General features: G+C 69.2%; 20 protein-coding genes. 12 read left to right on the plus strand and 8 right to left on the minus strand.

Annotated elements, in window-relative coordinates; translation table 11 throughout:
- The 3 genes from AC3B6C_RS05215 to AC3B6C_RS05225 are packed head-to-tail and all read right to left on the minus strand — an operon-like array spanning position 1 to position 3,245.
- On the minus strand, positions 1-678 hold the full coding sequence (locus tag AC3B6C_RS05215; protein ID WP_488375248.1) for a response regulator: 678 nt from the start codon (positions 676-678) through the stop codon (positions 1-3).
- Between the two features lie 21 nt (positions 679-699).
- Positions 700-1,926 carry a MacS family sensor histidine kinase gene (macS, locus tag AC3B6C_RS05220; protein ID WP_488375250.1) on the minus strand — a complete coding sequence of 409 codons (1,227 nt, stop codon included), beginning with the start codon at positions 1,924-1,926 and terminating at the stop codon, positions 700-702.
- Positions 1,923-3,245 carry an AI-2E family transporter gene (locus AC3B6C_RS05225; RefSeq protein ID WP_488375251.1) on the minus strand — a complete coding sequence of 441 codons (1,323 nt, stop codon included), beginning with the start codon at positions 3,243-3,245 and terminating at the stop codon, positions 1,923-1,925. Before AC3B6C_RS05225 ends, macS begins: the two co-directional genes overlap by 4 nt.
- 75 nt (positions 3,246-3,320) lie before the next feature.
- On the opposite strand from AC3B6C_RS05225, the gene AC3B6C_RS05230 reads away from it, so the two are divergent.
- Together AC3B6C_RS05230 and AC3B6C_RS05235 are read left to right on the plus strand one after the other, a co-directional pair.
- On the plus strand, positions 3,321-4,619 hold the full coding sequence (locus tag AC3B6C_RS05230; RefSeq protein ID WP_488375252.1) for a flippase-like domain-containing protein: 1,299 nt from the start codon (positions 3,321-3,323) through the stop codon (positions 4,617-4,619).
- Between the two features lie 6 nt (positions 4,620-4,625).
- On the plus strand, positions 4,626-5,090 hold the full coding sequence (locus AC3B6C_RS05235) for a DUF3054 domain-containing protein (RefSeq protein ID WP_488375253.1): 465 nt from the start codon (positions 4,626-4,628) through the stop codon (positions 5,088-5,090).
- 57 nt (positions 5,091-5,147) lie between these two features.
- On the opposite strand, the gene AC3B6C_RS05240 is transcribed toward AC3B6C_RS05235, so the two are convergent.
- A complete protein-coding gene (locus AC3B6C_RS05240; RefSeq protein WP_488375254.1) occupies positions 5,148-6,785 on the minus strand; it encodes an NTF2-like N-terminal transpeptidase domain-containing protein in 1,638 nt (545 codons plus the stop codon).
- Positions 6,786-6,987: 202 nt separating this feature from the next.
- On the opposite strand from AC3B6C_RS05240, the gene AC3B6C_RS05245 reads away from it, so the two are divergent.
- From AC3B6C_RS05245 to atzF, 7 genes are all read left to right on the plus strand, one after another.
- Positions 6,988-7,746: a pirin family protein gene (locus AC3B6C_RS05245; RefSeq protein WP_488375255.1), complete on the plus strand. Its 759-nt coding sequence runs from the start codon at positions 6,988-6,990 to the stop codon at positions 7,744-7,746.
- A gap of 30 nt (positions 7,747-7,776) precedes the next feature.
- Positions 7,777-8,484 (plus strand): GntR family transcriptional regulator, encoded by a 708-nt coding sequence (locus tag AC3B6C_RS05250; RefSeq protein WP_014928398.1) that lies wholly within the window; start codon positions 7,777-7,779, stop codon positions 8,482-8,484.
- Between the two features lie 87 nt (positions 8,485-8,571).
- Positions 8,572-9,918, plus strand: coding sequence for a nucleobase:cation symporter-2 family protein (locus AC3B6C_RS05255; protein WP_010843312.1), 1,347 nt, complete (start codon positions 8,572-8,574; stop codon positions 9,916-9,918).
- Complete coding sequence (gene atzD, locus AC3B6C_RS05260) at positions 9,915-10,988, plus strand: cyanuric acid amidohydrolase (protein WP_488375256.1); 1,074 nt, start codon at positions 9,915-9,917, stop codon at positions 10,986-10,988. Before AC3B6C_RS05255 ends, atzD begins: the two co-directional genes overlap by 4 nt.
- Complete coding sequence (biuH, locus tag AC3B6C_RS05265) at positions 10,985-11,698, plus strand: biuret amidohydrolase (protein WP_488375257.1); 714 nt, start codon at positions 10,985-10,987, stop codon at positions 11,696-11,698. Before atzD ends, biuH begins: the two co-directional genes overlap by 4 nt.
- Positions 11,695-12,354: an alpha/beta fold hydrolase gene (locus tag AC3B6C_RS05270; protein ID WP_488375259.1), complete on the plus strand. Its 660-nt coding sequence runs from the start codon at positions 11,695-11,697 to the stop codon at positions 12,352-12,354. The genes biuH and AC3B6C_RS05270 overlap by 4 nt, the downstream gene beginning before the upstream one ends.
- Positions 12,355-12,365: 11 nt before the next feature.
- Entirely contained in the window at positions 12,366-14,135 is a 1,770-nt protein-coding gene (gene atzF / locus AC3B6C_RS05275) for an allophanate hydrolase (RefSeq protein ID WP_488375260.1), read from the plus strand.
- Here the strand turns inward: atzF and AC3B6C_RS05280 are convergent, their stop codons facing one another.
- From AC3B6C_RS05280 to AC3B6C_RS05290, 3 genes are all read right to left on the minus strand, one after another.
- Positions 14,136-15,047 carry an NAD-dependent epimerase/dehydratase family protein gene (locus AC3B6C_RS05280; protein ID WP_488375262.1) on the minus strand — a complete coding sequence of 304 codons (912 nt, stop codon included), beginning with the start codon at positions 15,045-15,047 and terminating at the stop codon, positions 14,136-14,138.
- 77 nt (positions 15,048-15,124) lie between these two features.
- Positions 15,125-15,889 (minus strand): sterol desaturase family protein, encoded by a 765-nt coding sequence (locus AC3B6C_RS05285; RefSeq protein ID WP_488375264.1) that lies wholly within the window; start codon positions 15,887-15,889, stop codon positions 15,125-15,127.
- Positions 15,889-16,632, minus strand: coding sequence for a FadR/GntR family transcriptional regulator (locus tag AC3B6C_RS05290; protein ID WP_055475629.1), 744 nt, complete (start codon positions 16,630-16,632; stop codon positions 15,889-15,891). Before AC3B6C_RS05290 ends, AC3B6C_RS05285 begins: the two co-directional genes overlap by 1 nt.
- Positions 16,633-16,724: 92 nt before the next feature.
- Between AC3B6C_RS05290 and AC3B6C_RS05295 the strand changes: the two genes are divergently transcribed.
- Positions 16,725-17,171 (plus strand): pyridoxamine 5'-phosphate oxidase family protein, encoded by a 447-nt coding sequence (locus tag AC3B6C_RS05295; protein WP_488375265.1) that lies wholly within the window; start codon positions 16,725-16,727, stop codon positions 17,169-17,171.
- A gap of 39 nt (positions 17,172-17,210) precedes the next feature.
- Here the strand turns inward: AC3B6C_RS05295 and AC3B6C_RS05300 are convergent, their stop codons facing one another.
- Positions 17,211-18,665: a dihydrolipoyl dehydrogenase family protein gene (locus tag AC3B6C_RS05300; protein ID WP_488375266.1), complete on the minus strand. Its 1,455-nt coding sequence runs from the start codon at positions 18,663-18,665 to the stop codon at positions 17,211-17,213.
- Between the two features lie 110 nt (positions 18,666-18,775).
- On the opposite strand from AC3B6C_RS05300, the gene AC3B6C_RS05305 reads away from it, so the two are divergent.
- Complete coding sequence (locus AC3B6C_RS05305) at positions 18,776-20,773, plus strand: M13 family metallopeptidase (protein WP_044507357.1); 1,998 nt, start codon at positions 18,776-18,778, stop codon at positions 20,771-20,773.
- Positions 20,770-21,339 carry a potassium channel family protein gene (locus tag AC3B6C_RS05310; RefSeq protein WP_055475625.1) on the plus strand — a complete coding sequence of 190 codons (570 nt, stop codon included), beginning with the start codon at positions 20,770-20,772 and terminating at the stop codon, positions 21,337-21,339. The genes AC3B6C_RS05305 and AC3B6C_RS05310 overlap by 4 nt, the downstream gene beginning before the upstream one ends.
- Positions 21,340-21,366: the final 27 nt, after the last annotated feature.

Genomic DNA, 21,366 nt, shown 5'->3' on the forward strand with positions numbered 1-21,366 from the left:
TCACTCCTCCTCGAGGCCGTGTTCGATGACGTAACGGGTCAGCTCCACCCGGTTGCCGAGCTGGAGCTTGCGGAGAGTGGCCTGGACATGGTTCTCGACGGTCCGGTGACTCAGGTCGAGGCGCCGCGCGATCTGCTTGGCGCTCAGTCCTTTTGCCACCAGGCGCAACACCTCGGTCTCACGTTCGGTGAGTACGGGTGCAGCAGGCGCGGCGTCGGGTTGCTGGGACATGCGCCGGTACTCGCCCAGCACCAGGCCGGCGAGTCCCGGCGTGAAGACCGCCTGCCCGTCGGCGGTCGCCCGCACCGCCTCGACCAGCTCTTCGCGCGACGACGACTTCACGAGATAGCCACTGGCCCCGGCCTTCACCGCTTCCAGCACGTCGTCGCGCTCGCCCGACGCCGACAGCACGAGGATGCGTGTTCGCGGGGAGACCTCGAGGACCGCGGCCGTCGCCTCGGTGCCGGTACCGTCGGGCAACTGCATGTCCATCAGGACGACGTCCGGCGTGACGGCGGCCGCGCGCCGGCCCGCGCTGCCCACGCCGTCCGCGGTGGCGACCACGTCGAATCCCTCGTCGGCGAGATCACGGGCCACCGCCTCACGCCAGATCGGATGGTCGTCGACGACCATGATCCGCAGTGGCGCCCGTTCCTCGTCACTCCGGCCTGCACCCATACCCGTTACTCCCCTCGACTGTCAGCTGTCGTCCCGCGGAACGGTGAACTCCCACTCCGTGCCCGCACCCGGTTCGGTGTCGAGTTGCGCGGTCCCGCCGAGGGATTCGATCCGCCCGACGATCGACTTCGACACCCCGACGCGCCCCTGCGTGACCGCCTCGGCCAGCCTGCCGTCGGGGATGCCGATCCCGTCGTCGCGCACACTCACCACCACGTCCCGCCCCAGATCCTCCACCAGGATGTACGCGCGCGCACCGGGACCGGCGTGGTTCGCCACGTTGTCGAGCGCGTTGCCGACCGCCGCGCGGATCTCGGAACCGGTGTGCGCCGGGACCATGACCGCATCGGCGGGCGCACTGACCGAGATCCGATCGGCGGCGAAGGCGCGGAGGACCGCGGCGAGGTCGACGCTGCGTTGCGGATCGGGGGAGAGCGCATCGGGGGAAGCGGGGACCGGTTCGTCGGTGTCGGAGATCAGTCGGCGCAGAGTGCGCTCCTGCGCTGCAGCAAGGGTGGCGAGTTCGTCTGTCGGGCCGCCGATCTCGCGTCCGCGTCGAGCGATCAGCGCCAAGACCTGCAGCACCCCGTCGTGGACCTCCCGGGAGAGCCGCTCGCGTTCCTCGGCGGCCGCGGCGATACGCGCCGCCCGGGACAGTTGCTCCTGCACACGCCTCGCGTTCGCGGCCGCGAGGCCGACCGCCATGCCGGTCGCCACGATCACGATGATCGTCGCGTTCCGGCCGAAGTCGAGGTTGAGTTCGCCTTTGACGAAAGTACTGGTGCCGCCGACGATCAGGCCCGCCACGATCCCGCCGACCGGCCCGGTGAGGATCGCGACCGAGATGACCGCGTTGGTGGCCCACAGCGTGGTGGGCCAGGTCTGGTTGTTCCACGCCCACTGCGCGTCGGCGACATACGACGTCGACAGCATCAGCGCGCAGACGACGACCACCTCGACGCCGACCCAGACGAGGTTGCGTGCGAATCCGACGAAGTAGCCGATCCCGCTCACCAGGGTCCATGCCGAGAGCAGCCCGAACAGCACCCAGGCGACGCCGCCACGGTCGAGGTCGGGGTTCACGGCGATCTGGAAGCCGAGCGCGTAGAGGTATGACAGCAGCCGGAAGATCTGCGCACCCCGCCACAGCGGACCGACCGGGTCGTTGTCGACGACCCGGGCCAGACGGTCCGGGGCGGGCTCCCGATCCGGCGGGTTGCCGACGACCGGCGGCCGCTGGCGCGTCATGTCGTGCCGCGCCCGTCCTGATCGCTTCCGGCCGGGTTCTGGTCCGAGATCTCCTGGCCCTGTCCCTCCGGTGCCACGTCCCCCGCGCGAGAGTCCGTGCCCGGCGCCTGTCGCGAGAGCGTCTCGGCCGCGGCGTCGGGATCGTCGGTGTCCCAGACCGGCGGGTCCGGCTCGGCGACGACCCCCGGGCGCCGGCCGTCGTCAGCGGCGTCGTGACCGTCGGCCACGCTCCCTTTCAGGCGCCGAACCGCGGTGTTGAAGAACGCGATCAGAGGCACGGCGAGCAGACCGCCGATGATGCCGGCCGACACCAGGCCGGCAGCGATCCCGAGGACCACCGCGACCGGGTGCAGACGAACCGACCGGCCGAGCAGGAACGGCTGCAGCACATGGCTTTCGAGCTGCATGACGCCGACGACGATGGCGAGCGCGACGACCGCCGCGATCCAGCCCTGGGTCACCAGGGCGACGAGCACCGCCAGCGTGCCGGTGACCAGGGCGCCGACGATCGGGATGAACGCGCCCAGGAAGACCAGCGACGCCAGCGGAAGAGCCAGGGGCACTTGCAGGATGGCGAGACCGATGCCGATCCCACACGCGTCGACGAAGGCCACCGCGACGGTCGCCCGGACGTACCCGACGAGCGTGCCGAAACCGGCGATACCCGCCTCCCACACCCGATTCCGGTTGGCTTGCGGGATCACGTTGACCGAGAACCGCCAGATCTGGCCCCCGCCGTAGAGAAAGAAGATCAGCAGGAAGAGAGTCAGCAGAGCGCCGGTGATGATCTCCGTGGCCGTGGTGGCCGTGGCCAGTGCGCCGCTGGTGACCCGGTCCTGGTTGTGCTGGATGAAGTCGAGGGTGTCGGTGCCGAAGTTCCGCACCTGATCACGATCGAGGCCCAGGGGCCCGTTGATGAGCCACTCCCTGGTCTTCTCGACGGTCACCCGGACCTGTTCGGCGAGTTCGGGGACGCCGTCGATGAACTCGCGGACGACGAACGTCATGACGGCCGAGAGCAGTCCGATCGCGACGACGAGGTTGACGATGACCGCCACCGACCGCGGTAGTCCGCGCCGGTCGAGGGCGTCGACGCCGGGGACCAGCATCGCCGAGATCAGAATGGCGAGGGCGATCGGCACGAGGACTTCCTCGAACTCCCGGAACAACTGGGTGGCGACGTAGCCGGCGGCGACGAGGAGCAGCAGCCGCCACGCCCATTCCGCCGCAGCCCGCACCTGCGGGTGTACCTTGGCCCGATCGATGGACGCGAGGTCGCGGGCATCGCGCGGCCGCTGGGCGCGTTCGGCTTCGGTCACGCAAGCAACACTAGTGGTGCGGGTGGCCTACGGGGGTCGTCACCGACACCGGGCCCCTACCTTATGGTGGCACGTATGTCGTCGGAGGATGTTGGCTCGCCGGGGGGCGCGGCATCCCCGGCGATCCGTCCTCGGTTCTGGTGGGTGCGCTGGGTCCTGCTCACCGTCGTCCTGATCATCCTCGCCGTCGAAGTCGTCCTCATCTGGCCCGAGCTCAAGGGTGCCTGGCTCCGTATCGGTGAGATCGAGTGGCACTGGGTCGCGGCCTGTCTGGTCGCCGCGATGCTGTCGATGGACAGCTTCGCCCAGGTCCAGCGCGCACTGTTGCGTTCAGCGGGCCTGCGAGTCACGCAGTGGAAATCCCTGTCGGTCATCCTGGCGGCCAACTCCCTGAGCCAGACGATGCCGGGTGGGCAGGTCCTCGCCCCGGCGTTCACCTACCGGGAGACCCGGAAGTGGGGCGCGACGCCGGTCATCGCGTCCTGGCAGGTGGTGATGTCGGGTCTACTCGCCGGCATCGGTCTCGCCGTACTGGGATTCGGCGGCGCCCTCCTGGCCGGCGCGAAGACCAGTCCGTTCTCGGTGGTCTTCTCGGTCGCCGGGTTCCTCGCGGTCGCGGTGGTGCTGCAGTACCTGGCCAGTCACCCGGAATCCTTGAAGAGCACCGGGATTCGTGTCCTCGGCTGGTGGAACCAACTCCGCAACAAACCGGAGGACCAGGGCACCGAACGGCTCTTCGAGACGCTCGAACAACTCCGGGCGGTCCAGCTCGGCAAGCGCGACACCTCGGTCGCATTCGGCTGGAGCCTGTTCAACTGGGTCGCCGACGTGGGATGCCTGATGTTCGCCTGCTGGGCGGTCGACGCGCATCCGAGCATCTCCGGCCTGATGGTGGCCTACGCAGCGGGCAAGGCCGTCGGTTCGGCCATCCCCTTGCTGCCGGGCGGTATCGGCGTCGTCGACGCGGTGTTGGTGCCGGCGCTCACCAGCGCCGGGATGCCCGCGGCCGACGCGATCACCGCGGTCCTGATCTACCGCCTGATCAGTTACGTGATCGTCTCGGCCATCGGCTGGGTGGTCATCGGCCTCATGTTCCGCAACCGGATCAAGCGCGACGACACATTCATCGACGAGGTGGAGCGAGACGCCGAGGTCCTCGAACGCGCGGCCGACGAGACCTCGGCGACGGCCGACTCCGGGCCCGCCGACCCCGCGGGCGGCGATGTGACGTCCGGCGACCGGAGCCCACCGAACGGCCGGCCCACCGGTCCGTCGGTCGACGGACCGTCTCCGGACGGGCCGCCCGGAGACGGTTTCCGCTCGGACTCCGGCCGAACGTCCGACACCGATCCGCCCTCGGACCCGGTACGGTAGTCCACCATGCTGAGCTCGAAGACGGACCGGGGCTCCGACGCGGCGGAGACGGGGACCTCGCCGGCGCGCGGGACCGCGACTGCTCCCGTCGCAGCCCTGTTCGACGCCGTGGCGATCACGGTCTTCGTGCTCATCGGCCGGGCCAGCCACGAAGAGGGATATGCGCTGGCGTCGGTGCTGCACACGCTGTGGCCCTTCCTGGCCGGCTGCGCCGCCGGTTGGTCGATCACCTACGTCTACGCCCACGTGCGGTCGAGCGACTTCTTCGGCCACGACTATCGTCCGGACCGGGTCGTCCCGGTCGGCCTCGTCGTCTGGTTCTGCACGGTGACCGTCGCGATGATCCTGCGGTTCATCCTCAGCCAGGGAGTGGCGGTGAGTTTCGTGATCGTCGCGGCCCTCGTGCTCGCCGCCTTCATGCTGGGCTGGCGAGCCGTCTTCGCCGTGCTCGGCCGTCGCGCCTCCGCCTGAAAGACCCCCGCCTGACCGCCCCCCGCTACCGCGATCTGTGCGTGGACCTACGTGGACCTACTTGATCGTGAAGTACTTCTGCGCGACCTGGAGGGCAGCGGTTCCCGACTTCGGTCCCTCGGTGTAGACCACGATGACCTGACCGCCCTGCAGGCCCACGAACCACCCCGGTCCCTCGGGACCGTTGGTGCCCACGAGGGCCCGCAGTCCCGGCGCCCGGGTGAGGTCGCTGGCGTCGCCGGTGGCCGCAGTCGCGGTCATCGCCTGCAGAACCGGCCGGACGACAGCAGGGTCGAGACCGCCGAGGTCTCCGCCCGAGATCTTCGTGGGCACGTTCTTGATCACGAACGGCGGCACCGACGACGTCTGGCCGGACGCGCTGCGGGCCATCGCGACACCGAAGGCAGCCATGTTCGTCATCGACATCATGCTCTGACCGGGACGGAAATCGATGGTCGCGATACCGGGACGATCCGGGGCGGCGACACTCGCGCCCGGCACCGTGAACTGGACGCCGAGCCCGAACCGGTCGAGGAGTTCGTCACCGCGCTCGTGCTGCGGCCCGGCAGCTCGTCCGATCGCGTCGAAGACGGGGTTGAGCGTCGTGCCGACCGGGTAGGGCCGGTCGATGTCGACGCCGCTCTCGACCGCGTACGAATTCTGGGCCATCCCGAGAATCGCCCCGGTCTGCGCATCCAGGGTCATGATGGTCGCGGGTTGACCCACCTCGACAGCCGCGTCACCCAAGGTCAGCTGGACACCCTGGTCGACGGTCGTCGGCACGTCCGGTCCGGGAGGACCCTGTTCGCCCGCCAGTTTGCGGGGCGCCGCGCCCGGCCCGAGCATCTCGACCTGCCAGCCGGCGGTGGCGTCGCGGATGGCCTGCCAGTAGTTGGTGAGTCCGTCCTCGAGGGGTGAGGAGAGCCGCCGGTCGGCCATCACGAGCTGGTCGGACCGGTTGACCGTGACACCGGGTACCCGCCGCGGGTCGCCCGCGAGGACTTCCATGTCGGAGTCACGCAGACCGACCGCGGTGACGGCCTTGCCCGGGGTCGCGTCGAGCTTCTCGCGAATCACCTGCCCGGTGATCATGGGTGCGATGGGCGCGATCACGCCGGCCAGGGCCCGCACGGAGGCGTTCAGGTCGGCGGTGCGGGTGGGGTCGAGCACGATCTCGTTGACCGGCTGGGCGTACATGAAGACCCGGCCGGTGCGGCTGCGGACGGTCGGTGCCGGCTTCGCGTCGGTGCGGATCTCGCGGAGAGTGCCACCGGCGGTGAGGCCGGCGTGCAGGATCGCGGGGTCCCAGGTCACCTTCCAGCCCGACGACAGCTTGCGGGCAGTGCCGCCGCTCGTCGACTCGTACTCGCGACCCTTGTCCCAGTTCCAGGTGGTGGTGACCGAGAACGTCGCCGTCCCGTCGCTGTATTCGACGGGGTTCTCGACGTCGACATCGACACGTTGCGCGGACATCTGTTTCAGAGTGGTGCTGAGACTGTCACCGGCCTGTCCCGGCGCGGTGGTGAACGCCGCGGCCCCGCCGGCGTCCTGGCGGCTCAGTGCGGCGGCGAATGCGTCGATGGCGGCTGCGGCACCCGTGTCCGACGAACCGGCGAACCCGCAGGAGCTCACCATGACCGCGCACGTGACCGCGGCGCAAGCGGCTGTCGTCGCGCGCTTGACCCAGATCTTCATGACATCAATTTTCACTCGTGTAACACCCGAATTCGACGTCGTGAGCTTCCATTCGGGGATCAAGCCGGTCACGAACTCATCTCGCCATAGGGACCTATGACACACCGCGACATACGAGATCGCCGTCCGGCAACCACATCCACGCCGCCGGACCCGCCCATCCCCGACCGCCCTCAGCTTGCCGGACTGCGAGAATGAATACATGGTTTTCACCGTCTTCCGGAGTGACGATCGCGCGGTCACCACCACCGACTGGCTGACCTCTCGGCACTGCTTCTCCTTCGGCGACAACTACGACCCGTCGAACACCCACTTCGGCGCGCTGCTGGCCGTCAACGACGAAGTCGTCGCGCCGGGCGCGGGCTTCGATCTGCACACCCATCAGGAGAGCGAGATCGTGACGTGGGTGGTCTCGGGAACGCTGGTCCACCGTGATTCGGCCGGGCACTCCGGTGTCCTCTACCCCGGCCTGGTTCAGCGGATGAGCGCGGGCACCGGGGTGGAACACTCCGAGCGCAACGACGACTGGCCCGGTCTCGCCGGCTCCGGCACCGAGCCCGTCCGGTACATCCAGATGTGGCTGATGCCCGACCGCCATGGCCTCGCGCCGTCCTACGCGCAGGCCGACGTCCGCGAGCGTCTCGCAGCCGGGGGACTCGTCCCGATCGCGTCGGGTGACGCGGACGGCGACGCCGCGATCTCCGTCGCCAACTCGGCCGCGACCCTGTACGCGGCGCGCCTGCGGCCCGGCGAGGGCGTCGAGGTGCCCGGCTCCCGGTTCACTCACCTTTTCGTCGTCGACGGACAGATCGGTGTCGGCGAGATCGGTGTTCTCGGTCCGGGCGATGCCGTGCGCGCGGTCGATTCGGCGCCGTTGTCGATCCGCGCGAGCACCGACGGCGACGCCGAGGTGCTGGTGTGGTCCATGGCCGCCGGGCTGGGCGGCGGTCAGGCCGGGTGAGCCCCACCATCTCGGCCTATCCTGAGTCGCGTGAGGCCCGAAGCAGACACGACCGACCCCACCCCCGTCCTGACGATCGACGAGCCGACGATCGCCGACGGTGGTCCGGCGCGACCGGCGACGAGGGATGCGATCGCCACCGCCATCCGCGACGACGTGCTCGACGGCCGGCTCTCGCCGGGAGATCGTCTTCCCGAGCCGATGCTCGCGGAACGGTTCGGGGTGTCGCGCGTGCCCGTGCGTGAGGCGTTGTCGCAGTTGCAGAGTGAGGGGTTCGTCCACCTCGAGCGGTACAAGGGCGCGACGGTGTCCGGGGCGTCACGGACCGACGCACTCGAGGTGATGCAGGTCCGTCGTGGCCTCGAGGTCTTCGGCGCCCAACTCGCGGCCGAACGCCGGGGAGGCGAGTTCGCCGAGCAGCTGCGGATGGTCACCGAGTCGGGCACCGCCGCGAAACAGATGCAGCAGCACGACGCGGTGCCGCCGCTGGTGATGCAGTTCCACGCGCTCGTCGCCGAGGCATCGGGCAATCGCGAGCTGGCCAGAACACTGGACCGGACCCTGCGCCGCATCGCGTGGGTCTTCGATCGCGAGGTCGCCACTCGTGCCGACGGGTGCTGGCGCGACCACACCGCGATCGCCGGGGCCATCCTCGACGGCTCGCCGGTCCAGGCCGGATACCTGATGGACGAGCATGTCCGGAAAGACGAAGACTTGGTCCGAACACTGCTCCACTGACCAGTTTCGTATACGAAATTGGTCCATTTTACCGCCTGGTAACACTGGCTAACGTACAAGACATGAGGAACGTATACGAATCTTCGTATGCACAAACTCCTCACATCACCGGCCGGGTCCGGCCTCGCGGGATGGTGGCGTACGGGTGTGTTCGGCGCCCAGCACGTCATCGTCATGTACACGGGCTGCGTGACCGTCCCCCTGGTCTTCGGCGCCGCCCTCGGCCTCGACAAACAGACCATCGGACTGCTCGTCAACGCCGATCTCCTGATCGCCGGCATCGTCACCATCATCCAGGCCGCGGGCGTCGGCAAGTTCCTCGGCGCACGGATGCCGGTGGTGGCCGGCGCCTCGTTCACCGCCGTCACCCCGATGATCCTCATCGGGCAGGAGTACGGCCTCAATGCCGTCTACGGTTCGATGATCGGGGCGGGCGTCTTCGCCATCCTGATGGCGGTGCCGTTCTCGAAACTGTTGCGGTTCTTCCCGCCCGCGGTACGCGGCGCCGCCGTCACGATGATCGGCCTCTCGCTCATCGGCAAGGCCGTGTCCATGATCTTCGACGACGAGCCGGCGGACGGCGCCCGCCTCTCGCTCGCCCTCGGCATCGTCGTCGTGGTGGTGGCGCTGATGCGCTACGGCAACGGATTCCTGCGCCAGGCAGCAGTTCTCATCGCTCTGGTCCTGGGCACCGTCGCGGCCGCGTTCATGTCGCTGACCGATTTCACCGGAGTCGGCGACGCCGCCTGGTTCGGCATCCCCGAGCCGTTCTTCTTCGGCGCTCCCACGTTCCCCCTCGCCGGCATCATCTCGATGAGCATCGTGATGATCGTGATCTTCATCGAGTCGACCGCATACATGATGGCGATCTCGGAGACCACCGGCATCGACGCCGACCCGCCGCGCATCGCCCGCGGGCTCGCCGCGGACGGTGTCTCGGCGGTCCTGGCCGGCGCGTGGACATCGTTCCCGGACACCATCTTCGCGCAGAACGTGAGCCTCGTCCGGCTCACCAGGGTGACCAGCCGGACCGTGGTCGTGGTCGCCGGTGCCATCCTCATCGTGCTCGCCGTGATCCCGAAGCTCGGTGAGACCATCGCGAGTCTCCCCGGCGCAGTGATCGGCTCGGTGAGCCTGGTGATGTTCGCGACCGTCGCCGGAACCGGCATCAGCACGCTGTCGAAGGTCGACTACCGCAACAACGACAACCTCCTGATCGTGTCCCTCGCCCTGGGCGCCGGAATGATCCCGATCGTGTCGAAGGACATCTACAGCAACTTCCCGGCGGAAGTGCAGATCATCTTCGGCAATGCGATCAGCAGCGCGGTGATCACCGCCTTCGTGCTGAACCTCTTCTTTCATCACCTCCCCCGCCGGCGCCGCACCGACCCACCCACCACCGACCCCATCGCAGACAAGGAGGCCGTGGCATGACCGGCGTACGACTGCTCACCGTCCCGACCACCGGACCCGACGACACCGACGCACTGGACACACTCTCCGGCAACGGATACTCGGCCGACGACGTGCTGGCCGTGGTCGGCAAGACCGAGGGCAACGGCTGCGTCAACGACTTCAGCCGCACACTGGCCGCCGCCGCCTGGGAACCGCGGATCGGGCCCGATGCGGTCACCGTCTTCTCCGGCGGCACCGAAGGTGTTCTCGCGCCCCACGTCAATCTCCTGATTGCCGACGACACGCACGACCCTCGGCACGATCGCGGGCTGGTGGCCGCGGTCGGTGAGACACCTGTCATCCCACCGGAGGACCTGGGACGAGTGGGGCAGATGGAGGCGGTGCGCGACACCGTCGCCAAACTCGTCGTGGACCTCGGAATCAGCGCGGACGATGTGCATCTGGTGCTGGTCAAGTGCCCGCTCCTCACGTCGACCGACATCACCGGATTGCGTGACCGCGGAATCGAACCGGCCAGCGGCGACACCTACGAGTCGATGGCTCGCTCCCGTGCGGCCAGCTCGTTGGGCATCGCCCTGTCCCTCGGGGAGATCGACGAGGACACCGCCCGGGCCGCACTCGCGGGGCAGCGGACCGCGTGGTCCAACCGCGCGTCGGCGAGCTCCGGAGCCGAGCTGAACACCTGCCACGTGCTGGTGCTCGGGGTGAGCACCGAGGCGTCGAACCCGTTGCGGGCCCTGCACACCGAGATGGCCGACGCCTACGACCTCGCAGCCTTGCAGAAGGCCGCGGACGTCGTCGCGCAGGACGGGGGCCGAATCCGCCAGCTGTTCGTGAAGGCCGAGTCCGACCCCTCCGGCACCATCCGCGGGCTGCGACACACGATGCTGACCGACTCCGACATCAACGCCACTCGTCACGCCCGCGCCGCGGTCGGCGCACTGACCGCCGCGGTCAAGGGCGACGGAGCGGTGTACGTGTCCGGCGGCGCCGAGCACCAAGGCCGGCCGGGCGGGGGCAGCGTCACCGTCGTCTACGAGGTCGATCCCGTACCCACCGCCCCGTCGAACCGAGGGGCAGACCTGTGACGTCGACCGTCGACGCGACTCCGTATCCGTGGCCTTACGACGGCACGCTCGATGTCTCGCGGACAGCCCTGCTGCTGATCGACTGGCAGGTCGACTTCTGTGGTCCCGGAGGCTACGTCGACTCGATGGGATACGACCTGTCCCTGACCCGGGCCGGCCTGGCTCCCACGGCGTCGGTCCTCGAATCCTGCCGTGCGGCAGGGATGCTGGTGATCCACACCCGAGAAGGCCATCGGCCCGACCTCAGCGACCTGCCCGCGAACAAACGGTGGCGGTCGGCGCGGGCGGGCGCCGAGATCGGCTCGTCGGGCCCGTGCGGCCGGATCCTCGTCCGCGGGGAACCGGGGTGGGAGATCGTGCCCGAAGTCGCGCCCCGGCCCGGGGAACCGATCATCGACAAGCCCGGCAAGGGCGCGTTCTACGCCACCGATCTCGATCTCGTCCTGCGGTCCGCGGGCATCACCCACCTGATCCTCACCGGGATCACCACCGACGTCTGCGTCCACACCACGATGCGCGAGGCCAACGACCGCGGTTTCGAATGTCTGGTGCTGTCGGACTGCACCGGCGCGACCGACCACGGTCACCACCTCGCCGCGCTGAGCATGATCGCCATGCAGGGCGGCGTCTTCGGGGCCACGGCGACATCAGAGCAATTGTTGACGACGCTCGGTTCGGTCACCTCGACCGCCTCGGCCGGCGGATCGTGACCTCCCGCCACCGCGCGGTCCTGGTGTGCGGCGTCGCCGTCGATCCTCCGGTGTGGGCCTCGACGGCCGACGCGCTCACCGCGATCGGCTATGACGTCACCGTGCCGATGCGTCCCCGATCCGGCTGCCTGGACACCGAAGTCGAGTTCCTCGCGCCGCTGTGCGACGGCGCGGTGGTGTTCGGGGTGAGCGGCGGCGCCACCCTCGGCGTGGAACTCGCCGCGCGCGGCGTCGAGATGGCCGCGGCGTTCCTGCACGAACCGGCCGCGGGGTCCATGGCCCCGGGGTTGCTCGACCCCGTGGCGGAGGCCTTCCGGGAACGAGGTGTGCAGGGTTTCGGCCAGACACTCTACGGACCGGCCTGGCGCGCGGCGATGACGACGGCCGACGAGGCCTCTGTCGCACGCGAACTGGCGATGTTCCGGTCGTTCGAACCGCGACCGCCGGTCGCCGAGGTGTCGCCGGTGACACTGACCGTGGGCGAGCGATCCCCGGCTGCCCGGTACGCGTCGGTCGACGCCGTCGCCGCGCTCTGCGGCTTCGATCGGCGCGTCCTGCCCGGGACCGCACACGCGGCCCACCTCGACAACGCGTTCGGTTCGCTGATCAGCGACCTGCGGCACAGATCTGACCAGCACCACCCGGCACAGGGATGAGGACGACCACCATGACCCCACGAGTCACCGCATTCTTCGACGGTGTCGACGCCGTCGGACGCCCCGAGGTGTGGATCGACATCCGCGACCGCACGAGCGTGACGCGGGAGGCGTCGGCGGCCGACGGCCCGCTGGCAGGCCTGATGCTGGCCGTCAAGAACAACGTCGACGTCGCGGGCCTGCCGACCACCGCCGCCTGCCCGGGGTTCGCGGGTGGGCCTGCCGACGCCGATGCCGAGGCGGTCGCGCGTCTACGAGCGGCTGGGGCGACCGTGGTCGGCTCGACCAATCTCGACCAGTTCGCGACCGGCCTCGTGGGGCAGCGCAGCCCATACGGCGGCGTGCGCGACGCGCGCCGCCCGGACCACATCTCGGGTGGGTCGAGCTCGGGCTCGGCGGTCGCCGTCGCCCTCGGCCTCGCCGACATCGCGATCGGCACCGACACGGCAGGTTCCGGCCGTGTGCCCGCGGCGTTCCAGGGCATCGTGGGGATCAAGCCCACGCTCGGCCTGGTGTCCACCCGCGGGCTGGTGCCGGCGTGCCGCTCGTGGGACGCCGTGACGATCATGGCTCGTGATCTCGACACCGCGAACAGCGCCATGGCCCAGATGGCCGGCGGAGCGAATGCACGTCCGGTGCCGCATGACGCGCCGCTCGCCGCGCCCCCGGCACCACGGGTCGCGGTACCCGCGGAGCTGCCCGGGATGTCCGCGTCGTGGACTGCGGCGTTCTCCGCCGTCATCGACCGGCTCCGCGCCGATGGCGTTGCGGTCGAGACCATTCCGTTCACCCCGTTCCTCGACGCCGCCCGATTGCTGTACGACGGCGGTCTCGTCGCCGAGCGACATGCCGCGGTCGGCGAGTTCGTCGATGCGCATCGCGACGCCTCGTCCGGCCCGGCGCGCATCGACCCGACCGTCGGCGACATCATCTCCGCGGCCGGCCGCGTCTCCGGGTCGCGGATGGTCCGGGACCTCGCCCGGCTCGACACCTTGCGCGCGCACGCCCTGGCGTCGCTCGAGGGGTTCGACGCACTGCTGGTCCCCACGGCCCCCGGCCATCCGACGATCGAGGCCGTTCGATCCGATCCGATCGGCGTCAACTCGTGGCTCGGCACCTACACGAACTTCGCCAATCTCTTCGACCTGTGCGGCGTCGCGACACCTGCCGGGATGGCGGGCGACGCCCAGTTCGGGGTCACGGTGCTGTGCCGGGCATTCGGTGATGCCGTGGCGCTCGACCTGGCCCGGCGCGTGTTCATCGCACCCGACGCCGTTGCCGTACCGGGAGCTGCCGGCCCGCTGAATCCCGCCGGTCCCTGGATCGAGGCGGCCGGCGCGTCCTTCGTCGATCTCTTCGTAGTCGGGGCGCATCTTCCCGGCCAGCCCCTCGAACACGAGATGTACTCGCGCGGTGCGCGATATCTGGGTCCGGCCCGTACCGCCCCGTCGTATCGGCTGTACGCGCTGGACACCACCCCGCCCAAACCGGGTCTCGTCCATGCGCATGCCGGCGGCGTCGAGATCGCCGGCGGCATCTGGCGCGTCCCGGCCGCGGGGTTCGCGTCATTCGCTCGTAGCCTCCCGTCGCCGATGGCGCTGGGACCGGTCGCGTTGTCCGACGGCCGCACGATGACCGGGTTCGGTTGCGCTGCATCCGCTCTCGAGTCCGCGACGGACATCACGGAGTACCGTGGCTGGTTACGCTACCTCGGACGCGACACACCGGCCCGTACCGGCGCCGTCGAACCCAACAGGCCTGCCGCCGCCATCACCGGGTGATCAGGCGGGCCGACGCACCATGTGCGCGTAGCCCTCCCACACCGAGGCGTAGTGCGGCCGCCAGCCGGCGGCCGACCGAAACCGCTTGTTGGACACCCGGAGCGAGCGCGTCAGCGACGTGGTGCGTTCGCCGAGCAGGAGCGCGGCACGACCCGGGCCGGTCACGACCGGATGCCTGCCGACCGCACCGGCCAGGGCCGCGGTGTGATCCCGCTTGGTGACCGGCAGATCGTCGACGATGTTGTATGTGCCGGAATCGGTCCGGAGTGCGGACACTACGGCGTCGGCGGCGTCGGCGAGATGGATCGAGGAGACGTAGGCGTCGGGCCGGCCCGCCCGGAACCCGATCCGACGCCGCGCGAGCGCCACGAGTTGCTCGCTGTGGGCGGCGCCGATGCCGTAGAACAGCCCGAACCGCAGCACCACACCGACACCGCCGGAACCGGTGAACCGACGGGCCGACGCCTCCGCGGCGTGATTGCCCACCGCGATCGGGTAGTTGTCGACCGGGGACTCCTCGTCGATCCACCGATCACCGGCATCGGCGTAGATCATGGCGACCGACTCCTGCAGTACCCGCGGTACGCCGGCGGCGATGGCCGCATCGACCACCGCCGCGGAGCCGTCCCGCCGGATCCGGTGACACTCCGCCCACGCCGACTTCCGGATGAACGACGTCGTTCCCGGCAAGGCCGACGCGAGATTGACGACCGCGGCGCAGCCGTCGAAGTTCTCGGCGAGGCCGTCCCGGTCGAACAACGAGACGCGGGCCGGTGTGGCACCGTGGGCGCGCAGCGCTGCGGCGGCGACATCCGAGCGCGCCAGGGCGCGCACGTCGTGTCCCGCGGCGACCAACGCGGGCACCGCGTATCCCCCGATGGCCCCCGTGCCGCCGGTCACGAATACCCGCATGCGTCGAGAGTATCCCGGATCAGGTTGCGCTTTGTCCCGGTTACCGGGACAAAACGCAACGCGATGGAGTTCTCCGGTCAGTGCGCTATGCGCGAGAGCGCGTGCAGATCCTTTGCCGTGGGTGACTTCTCGACCGTCTCGGGGTCGGGGTAGGTGTGCAACAACCGGTCGGCGGTCCCGGCCGTCGTGACCGCGAACCAGTAGTGCTCGTTGCGGTAGTGGTGGAAGCGGTGATTCCGCCACAACCGGCGATAGTATGCGTGGCGCGGCCGGTAGTCGGAGTGGATCAGATAGTGCGTCCACTCGTAGACCAGGCCGATCGCGGCGAGCGTCGCCATGAACGTGAGACCGCGTTCGGCAGTGGCGAATACGACGAGACCCACCGCGACAGCTGCCGGGACGACCGCGACCAGTACCTGCCACGGGATGAACACCAGCGGGATGTTCCGGGGATCCGAATGGTGTTCCCGATGCTTGCGCGCCACCAGCGGGTCGATGGTGATCGGACCAACCCGCTTCGGTCGCCAATGCAGGACGAAGACGTGGATCAGCCATTCCGTCAGCGGGAAGCTCGCGATCATCACCACCGGAACCAGCAGATCGGCAATCCCCCATCCGCCCAAAAATGTTCGCGCCGTGACCGAGGTCGCGAGGAAGGCGGCGATCATCCATGGCGACGGATGCCGGAGGAACTCGACGAATGCGTCGCGCAGACTCGTCGTCCGCCGTGACCGCATCCGCCGTTCCTCGGCCGCCACCTGCTTGCGTGCCCTGGCGTCAATGTCATCGCCGGGTGGGTCGCCGTGGTGTGGGTCATCGTTGCGCATCTCGTGGGCAGACATCAGCTCTCCTGACCGGCGTCGGATTCGGCGTCCTCGAGGGCTCGACAGAGGTCGAGCAGAGCCGCGGTCGCGGGCGTGAGGAGTTCACGGGCCGCGGCCTCGGCGCGTTCGGGATCATGGGTCGCGACCGCGTCGACGACCGCGCGATAACCGTCGATGTTCCCGACCTCGGGCTCCAACATCGACGCAAGTGCGGGAACCGCCGGTTCATAGGCGGCGCGGAGCGAGTTGTACATGAGCCGGAAGGCGATGGAGTCGGCCGCGTCGACGACCGTGCTCCAGAACTCGAGAGCCGCGACCTGCTGCCCGACCGGGTCCGGCTCGGCGGCCAGATCGGCGAGGACCGCCGTCAGTCGTGCGATGTGATCGTCGGTCGCCCGCCTCGCCGCGAGGCCCGCGACGTCCGGGCCGATCGCGGCGCGCGCCTCGACGATCGAGCGCGCGACGCTCGGCACCAGTGCACCGCCCCGGATCAGCAATCGCGGCAGCAGATCGAGGCCCCCCGTCCGGGCTATGTCCTGGACCCGTGCACCGTCGCCCTGGCGGATCGAGACCAGTCCCGCCGCCGCCACCCGTTTGAGTGCCTCCCGCACGGTGGGTCGCGAGACGCCGAGGATGCGCGCGAGCTCACGTTCGCTGGGCAGGGCCTCCCCGGCCGGCAGATCACCGGACAACACGCCTTCGACGATCTGACCGAAGACGATCTCGGGTGCGCTCTGCTGCGTCACCGGTTCGAAAGGCATGGTCGAACCGTAGATGCGAGCGGCCTGGTGGTCAAGTGGTCTTACCAATATTCCCGGCGGAATCAACCGCGACATTCGTCGTTGTACCCAGCATGAGCGACGCCACCGCAACCTCTGCCGACACGCTGACCGCCGACGACCTCGAATTCCTGGCCCGCCCCCTCCTCGGCTTCTTCTCGACCGCGAGCGGCCCGACGCCCCCGCAACCGCGGCCGGTCTGGTTCGAAGCGACCCCGGATGGTGAGATCCAGATCTTCACCGGCCCCGATTCGATCAAGGTCCGCCGCCTCGCCGACGACCCGCGCGCGTCGATCGTGGTCGCGTCCCCGGTCGAGGAACGCGAGCGCTGGATCTCCCTGTCCGGTCCCGCCCGCGTCGAGACCGACGGTACGGCCGCACGTGAACTCGCGGCCCGACTCGCCGACCGCTACTGGGACCTCGACGACCCCACCCGCGCACAGGATCTCGCCGAGATCCTCGCCGACGACTGGGTGCGGATCGTCATCCGGCCGGCGAAGATCCGGCGACTCAGCTTCTGACGGCGGTCGGGCCCGACTCCCAGGCCGACGGGCCGCGGCTCAACGCAGCTGATCGAGCAGCCGCAGCCACACCTCGCTGATGGTCGGATACGACGGAACCGCGTGCCACAGCCGCGACAGCGGGACCTCACCGACGATCGCGACCGTCGCCGAATGCACGAGTTCCGCGGTCTGCGACCCCACGAACGTCGCGCCGACGAGGACGTCGCGGCTCGCGTCGACGACGAGACAGGCGTGGCCCGAGTACTCGGGATCGGTCAGATACGACCCCGCCACCGAGATGTCCCCGTCGGCGATCCACACGTCGATGCCGGCGTCTTTCGCCTGCTTCTCGGTCAGCCCGACCGATGCGACCTCCGGCCGGGTGAACACCACCTGCGGTACGGCACCGTGATCCGACGTGGCGACGTATCGCGGGCCGTCGAGGTCGCGGCCCTGTGCGCGCGCGGCGATCACGTCCCCGGCCACGCGCGCCTGGTACTTACCCATGTGTGTCAACGCATTCCGGCCGTTGACGTCGCCCACCGCGTACAGCCACGGACGACCTGGCACCGTCAGGTGGTCGTCGACTCGCAGCGGGCCGCCCGCCTCGAGGCCCACCGATTCCAGACCGAGATCCCGCGTCGCGGGTGATCGCCCCGCGGCGACCAGGATCTCGTCGACGACGAGTCGACCGGCGCCGTCCCCGGCGAGCTCGACGGTCGCGGGTCCGCCGTGGACGCGTCCGTAGCCGGTGTCGGCGACGCCGGGCCGGTCGACGGACTCGATCGTCGTACCGAACCGGATGTCGACGCCGCGATCGGTGAACGAGTCCGCGGCCCGACGCGCGACGAACGGCTCCATCTTGGGCAGCAACCGGTCACCCCGGATGGCCATCACGACCTGACGCACCCCCAGGTCGAGCAACCAGGTCACGGCCTCGCAGGCCACCACTCCGCCGCCCAGGACGAGGACACGATCCGGTACCTCGACGAGGTTGGTCGCGTCGCGGGAGGTCCACGGGAGTGCGTCGGCCAGACCCGGTGTCGGCGGGATCGACGCCGTGCTCCCGGTCGCGACGACCACCGCCTCGCGCGCCGTCAGCACCGCGTCGCCCACGGTCACCTGCCGCTCACCCGTGATGCGGCCGTGTCCGCGGATCACCTCGATCCCCGCACCCTCGGCCCACCTGACCTGCCCCGCATCGTCATGGGTGGCACCGGGCCCGTCGCGGCGCCCGGTCACGGTGTCACGCCATCCGAGGATTCCGGCGGCGTCGGGCAGGTCCCCGCTCACGCGTTCACGCGCGCCCGCCAGCGCACGTGCTTCCGCCAGCGCGGACCCGGGACCCAGCAACGCCTTGCTCGGCATACACGCCCAGTACGAGCATTCACCGCCCATGAGCTCGTGCTCGATGACGACAGCGGTTCGATCACTGCCCCGGATCGCGTAATCGGCGACGTTCTCGCCCACCGGACCGCCGCCGATCACGACGACATCGAAGGTTGACTCCATCGGTTCAGGGTAGGTGGGATGCGTGCCCGCGGTCGGCGAGTATGCGGACACCACGTCTCGAGTTTCGCCCACGGCAGATGCGGCTGACGAATATCTGATCCGGTGACAGGATGGAGCGCGTGACCGCATCGAATACTGACCTCAACTCCGGACTCGACCTCGAGTGGGTCGACGATTCTGTCCGCATCCAGGACGATCTGTTCGCCCACGTGAACGGTAAGTGGCTCGAGTCGCATGCCATCCCGGAAGACCGCTCGGTCGACGGCGCGTTCCACGTGCTCCGCGACAATTCCGAAGAGAACGTGCGCGACATCATCACCGAGTGCGCGGCGTCGAACCCGGAGAGCGGCTCCGACGAGCAGAAGATCGGCGACCTGTACGCCTCGTTCATGGACACCGACCACATCGAGGCCCTCGGGATCGGCCCGATCACCGGCGAACTGGAGAAGATCGCGGCCATCGACTCGGTCGAGGCGCTCGCCCGGCGGATCGGCCGGCTCCAGCGGCACGGCACGGGTGGCCTGTTCGGCTACTACGTCGACACCGATGCCAAGCAGTCCGACCGTTACCTCGTGCACCTGACGCAGTCTGGCCTCGGACTGCCCGACGAGTCCTACTACCGGGAGGACAAGCACGCCGACACCAGGACGGCATACGTCGCACACGTCGAGCGCATGTTCGCGCTGGCCGGGTTCGACGACGCCGCCGCTCGGGCAGCGGCGATCCTCGACCTCGAGACAGCGATCGCCGGCCGGCACTGGGACGTGGTTCGGCGACGCGATGCCGAGCTCACCTACAACCTCATGTCGTTGGACGAGTTGACCGCCACGGCAGCGGGATTCCCGTTCGCGGAGTGGTTCGGCGGCCTGGGCACCAGCGGCGACGCCACCTTCGCCGAGGTCGTCGTCGCGCAGCCGTCCTTCGTGTCGGGCGTCGGCGAACTCGTCGCCGAGCGCCCGCTGGACGAATGGAAGACCTGGCTGACCTGGCGCCTGCTGCGCTCCGCGGCACCGTATCTGTCCTCGCCGTTCGTCGACGAGAACTTCGACTTCTACGGCCGCACCCTGACCGGCGCGGAGACGAACCGTGACCGGTGGAAGCGGGGCGTCGGGTTCGTCGAGGGCGCGATGGGCTTCGCGGTCGGCAAACTCTATGTGGCCAAGCACTTCCCACCCGAGGCCAAGGCGCGGATGGACGAGCTGATCGCCAACTTGGTGGAGGCCTACCGCCGCAACATCTCCGACCTGCCGTGGATGACACCGGAAACCCGGGAGCGGGCCCTCGTCAAACTCGGCAAGTTCAACCCGAAGATCGGCTATCCGGCCAAGTGGCGAGACTACAGTTCGTTGACCGTCGACCGTGGCGACCTCATCGGGAACGTGGCACGCGCCTCGTCGTTCGAGCAGGATCGCGAGTTCGCCAAGATCGGTGCGCCCGTCGACCGTGACGAGTGGTTCATGACCCCGCAGACGGTCAACGCCTACTACAACCCCGGCATGAACGAGATCGTGTTCCCGGCCGCGATCCTGCAGCCGCCCTTCTTCGACCCCGACGCCGACGACGCGGTCAACTACGGCGGCATCGGCGCGGTCATCGGGCACGAGATCGGGCACGGCTTCGACGACCAGGGCGCCAAGTACGACGGCGACGGCAACCTCGTCGACTGGTGGACCGACACCGACCGCACCGAGTTCTCCTCGCGGACACGCAAACTCATCGACCAGTACGGGGAGTTCACGCCGACCGGGCTCGATCCCGAGCACAAGGTCAACGGCGACTTCACCATCGGCGAGAACATCGGCGACCTCGGCGGGTTGTCGATCGCTCTCGTCGCGTATCAGATCGCGACCGAGGGCGCCGGCTCCGAGCCACCGGTCATCGACGGCCTGACCGGGACGCAGCGCGTGTTCTACAGCTGGGCGCAGATCTGGCGGACCAAGACCCGTGACGCCGAAGCCATCCGGCGCCTCTCGATCGACCCGCACTCACCGCCGGAGTTCCGCTGCAACGGCGTCGTCCGCAACATGGATGCGTTCTACGACGCCTTCGACGTCGAGCCGGGGGACGCGCTGTATCTCGACCCGGCCGAGCGCGTGCGGATCTGGTGAACGACGTTCCCGGCGGCACGGGTCCGCGAGACACGCCTGCGCCGGGCACGGCCGCATCACTGGGTCTGGTGCGGGGGCGCGATCTCACGATCGCGCTGCTGCGGCCGATCGGCGCGGCGGTCCTCCTGCTGACGGGTTATTTCCTGCTGCCCATCAACAAGGCCAGTGACGTCAACTACCTGGGTCTGATCATCGGTGCCGTGGCGTTGATCTGGTTCTGCGTCTGGGAGGTCCGCCGGTTCAGCCACTCGGACCGGCCGGTCGCGACCGCGATGGAGATGCTCGTGGCACTGGCGAGCTTCTACATCGTCGTGTTCGCCACGACCTATTTCCTGTTCTCCGAGTACGACAACGGGAGTTTCAACGAGTCCCTGACTCGTGTCGATGCGCTGTACTTCTGTCTGACGGTCTTCACCACGACGGGGTTCGGCGACATCGCGCCGGACTCGCAGGGCGCCCGGGTCGCGGTGTCGATCCAGATGGCCAGCACGCTGGTGCTGCTCGGACTGGGACTGCGGTTCCTCAACCTGCTGGTCAACGAGCGACGCCAGATCACCGTGCGGTGATCTGGCGTCGCTTGCTCGCCCGCGGCG

This window comes from Gordonia sp. 11cp, assembly GCF_057767225.1.

Bases quoted from the DNA above. Each gene is read 5' to 3' on its own strand.
- AC3B6C_RS05305 (WP_044507357.1), top strand. From the start codon at position 18,776: ATGGAGCGCGTGACCGCATCGAATACTGACCTCAACTCCGGACTCGAC.
- AC3B6C_RS05230 (WP_488375252.1), top strand. From the start codon at position 3,321: ATGTCGTCGGAGGATGTTGGCTCGCCGGGGGGCGCGGCATCCCCGGCG.
- atzF (WP_488375260.1), top strand. From the start codon at position 12,366: ATGACCCCACGAGTCACCGCATTCTTCGACGGTGTCGACGCCGTCGGA.
- atzD (WP_488375256.1), top strand. From the start codon at position 9,915: ATGACCGGCGTACGACTGCTCACCGTCCCGACCACCGGACCCGACGAC.
- macS (WP_488375250.1), bottom strand. From the start codon at position 1,926: ATGACGCGCCAGCGGCCGCCGGTCGTCGGCAACCCGCCGGATCGGGAG.
- AC3B6C_RS05285 (WP_488375264.1), bottom strand. From the start codon at position 15,889: ATGTCTGCCCACGAGATGCGCAACGATGACCCACACCACGGCGACCCA.
- AC3B6C_RS05240 (WP_488375254.1), bottom strand. From the start codon at position 6,785: ATGAAGATCTGGGTCAAGCGCGCGACGACAGCCGCTTGCGCCGCGGTC.
- AC3B6C_RS05280 (WP_488375262.1), bottom strand. From the start codon at position 15,047: ATGCGGGTATTCGTGACCGGCGGCACGGGGGCCATCGGGGGATACGCG.
- AC3B6C_RS05300 (WP_488375266.1), bottom strand. From the start codon at position 18,665: ATGGAGTCAACCTTCGATGTCGTCGTGATCGGCGGCGGTCCGGTGGGC.
- AC3B6C_RS05255 (WP_010843312.1), top strand. From the start codon at position 8,572: ATGCACAAACTCCTCACATCACCGGCCGGGTCCGGCCTCGCGGGATGG.
- AC3B6C_RS05215 (WP_488375248.1), bottom strand. From the start codon at position 678: ATGGGTGCAGGCCGGAGTGACGAGGAACGGGCGCCACTGCGGATCATG.
- AC3B6C_RS05245 (WP_488375255.1), top strand. From the start codon at position 6,988: ATGGTTTTCACCGTCTTCCGGAGTGACGATCGCGCGGTCACCACCACC.
- AC3B6C_RS05295 (WP_488375265.1), top strand. From the start codon at position 16,725: ATGAGCGACGCCACCGCAACCTCTGCCGACACGCTGACCGCCGACGAC.
- AC3B6C_RS05235 (WP_488375253.1), top strand. From the start codon at position 4,626: ATGCTGAGCTCGAAGACGGACCGGGGCTCCGACGCGGCGGAGACGGGG.
- AC3B6C_RS05290 (WP_055475629.1), bottom strand. From the start codon at position 16,632: ATGCCTTTCGAACCGGTGACGCAGCAGAGCGCACCCGAGATCGTCTTC.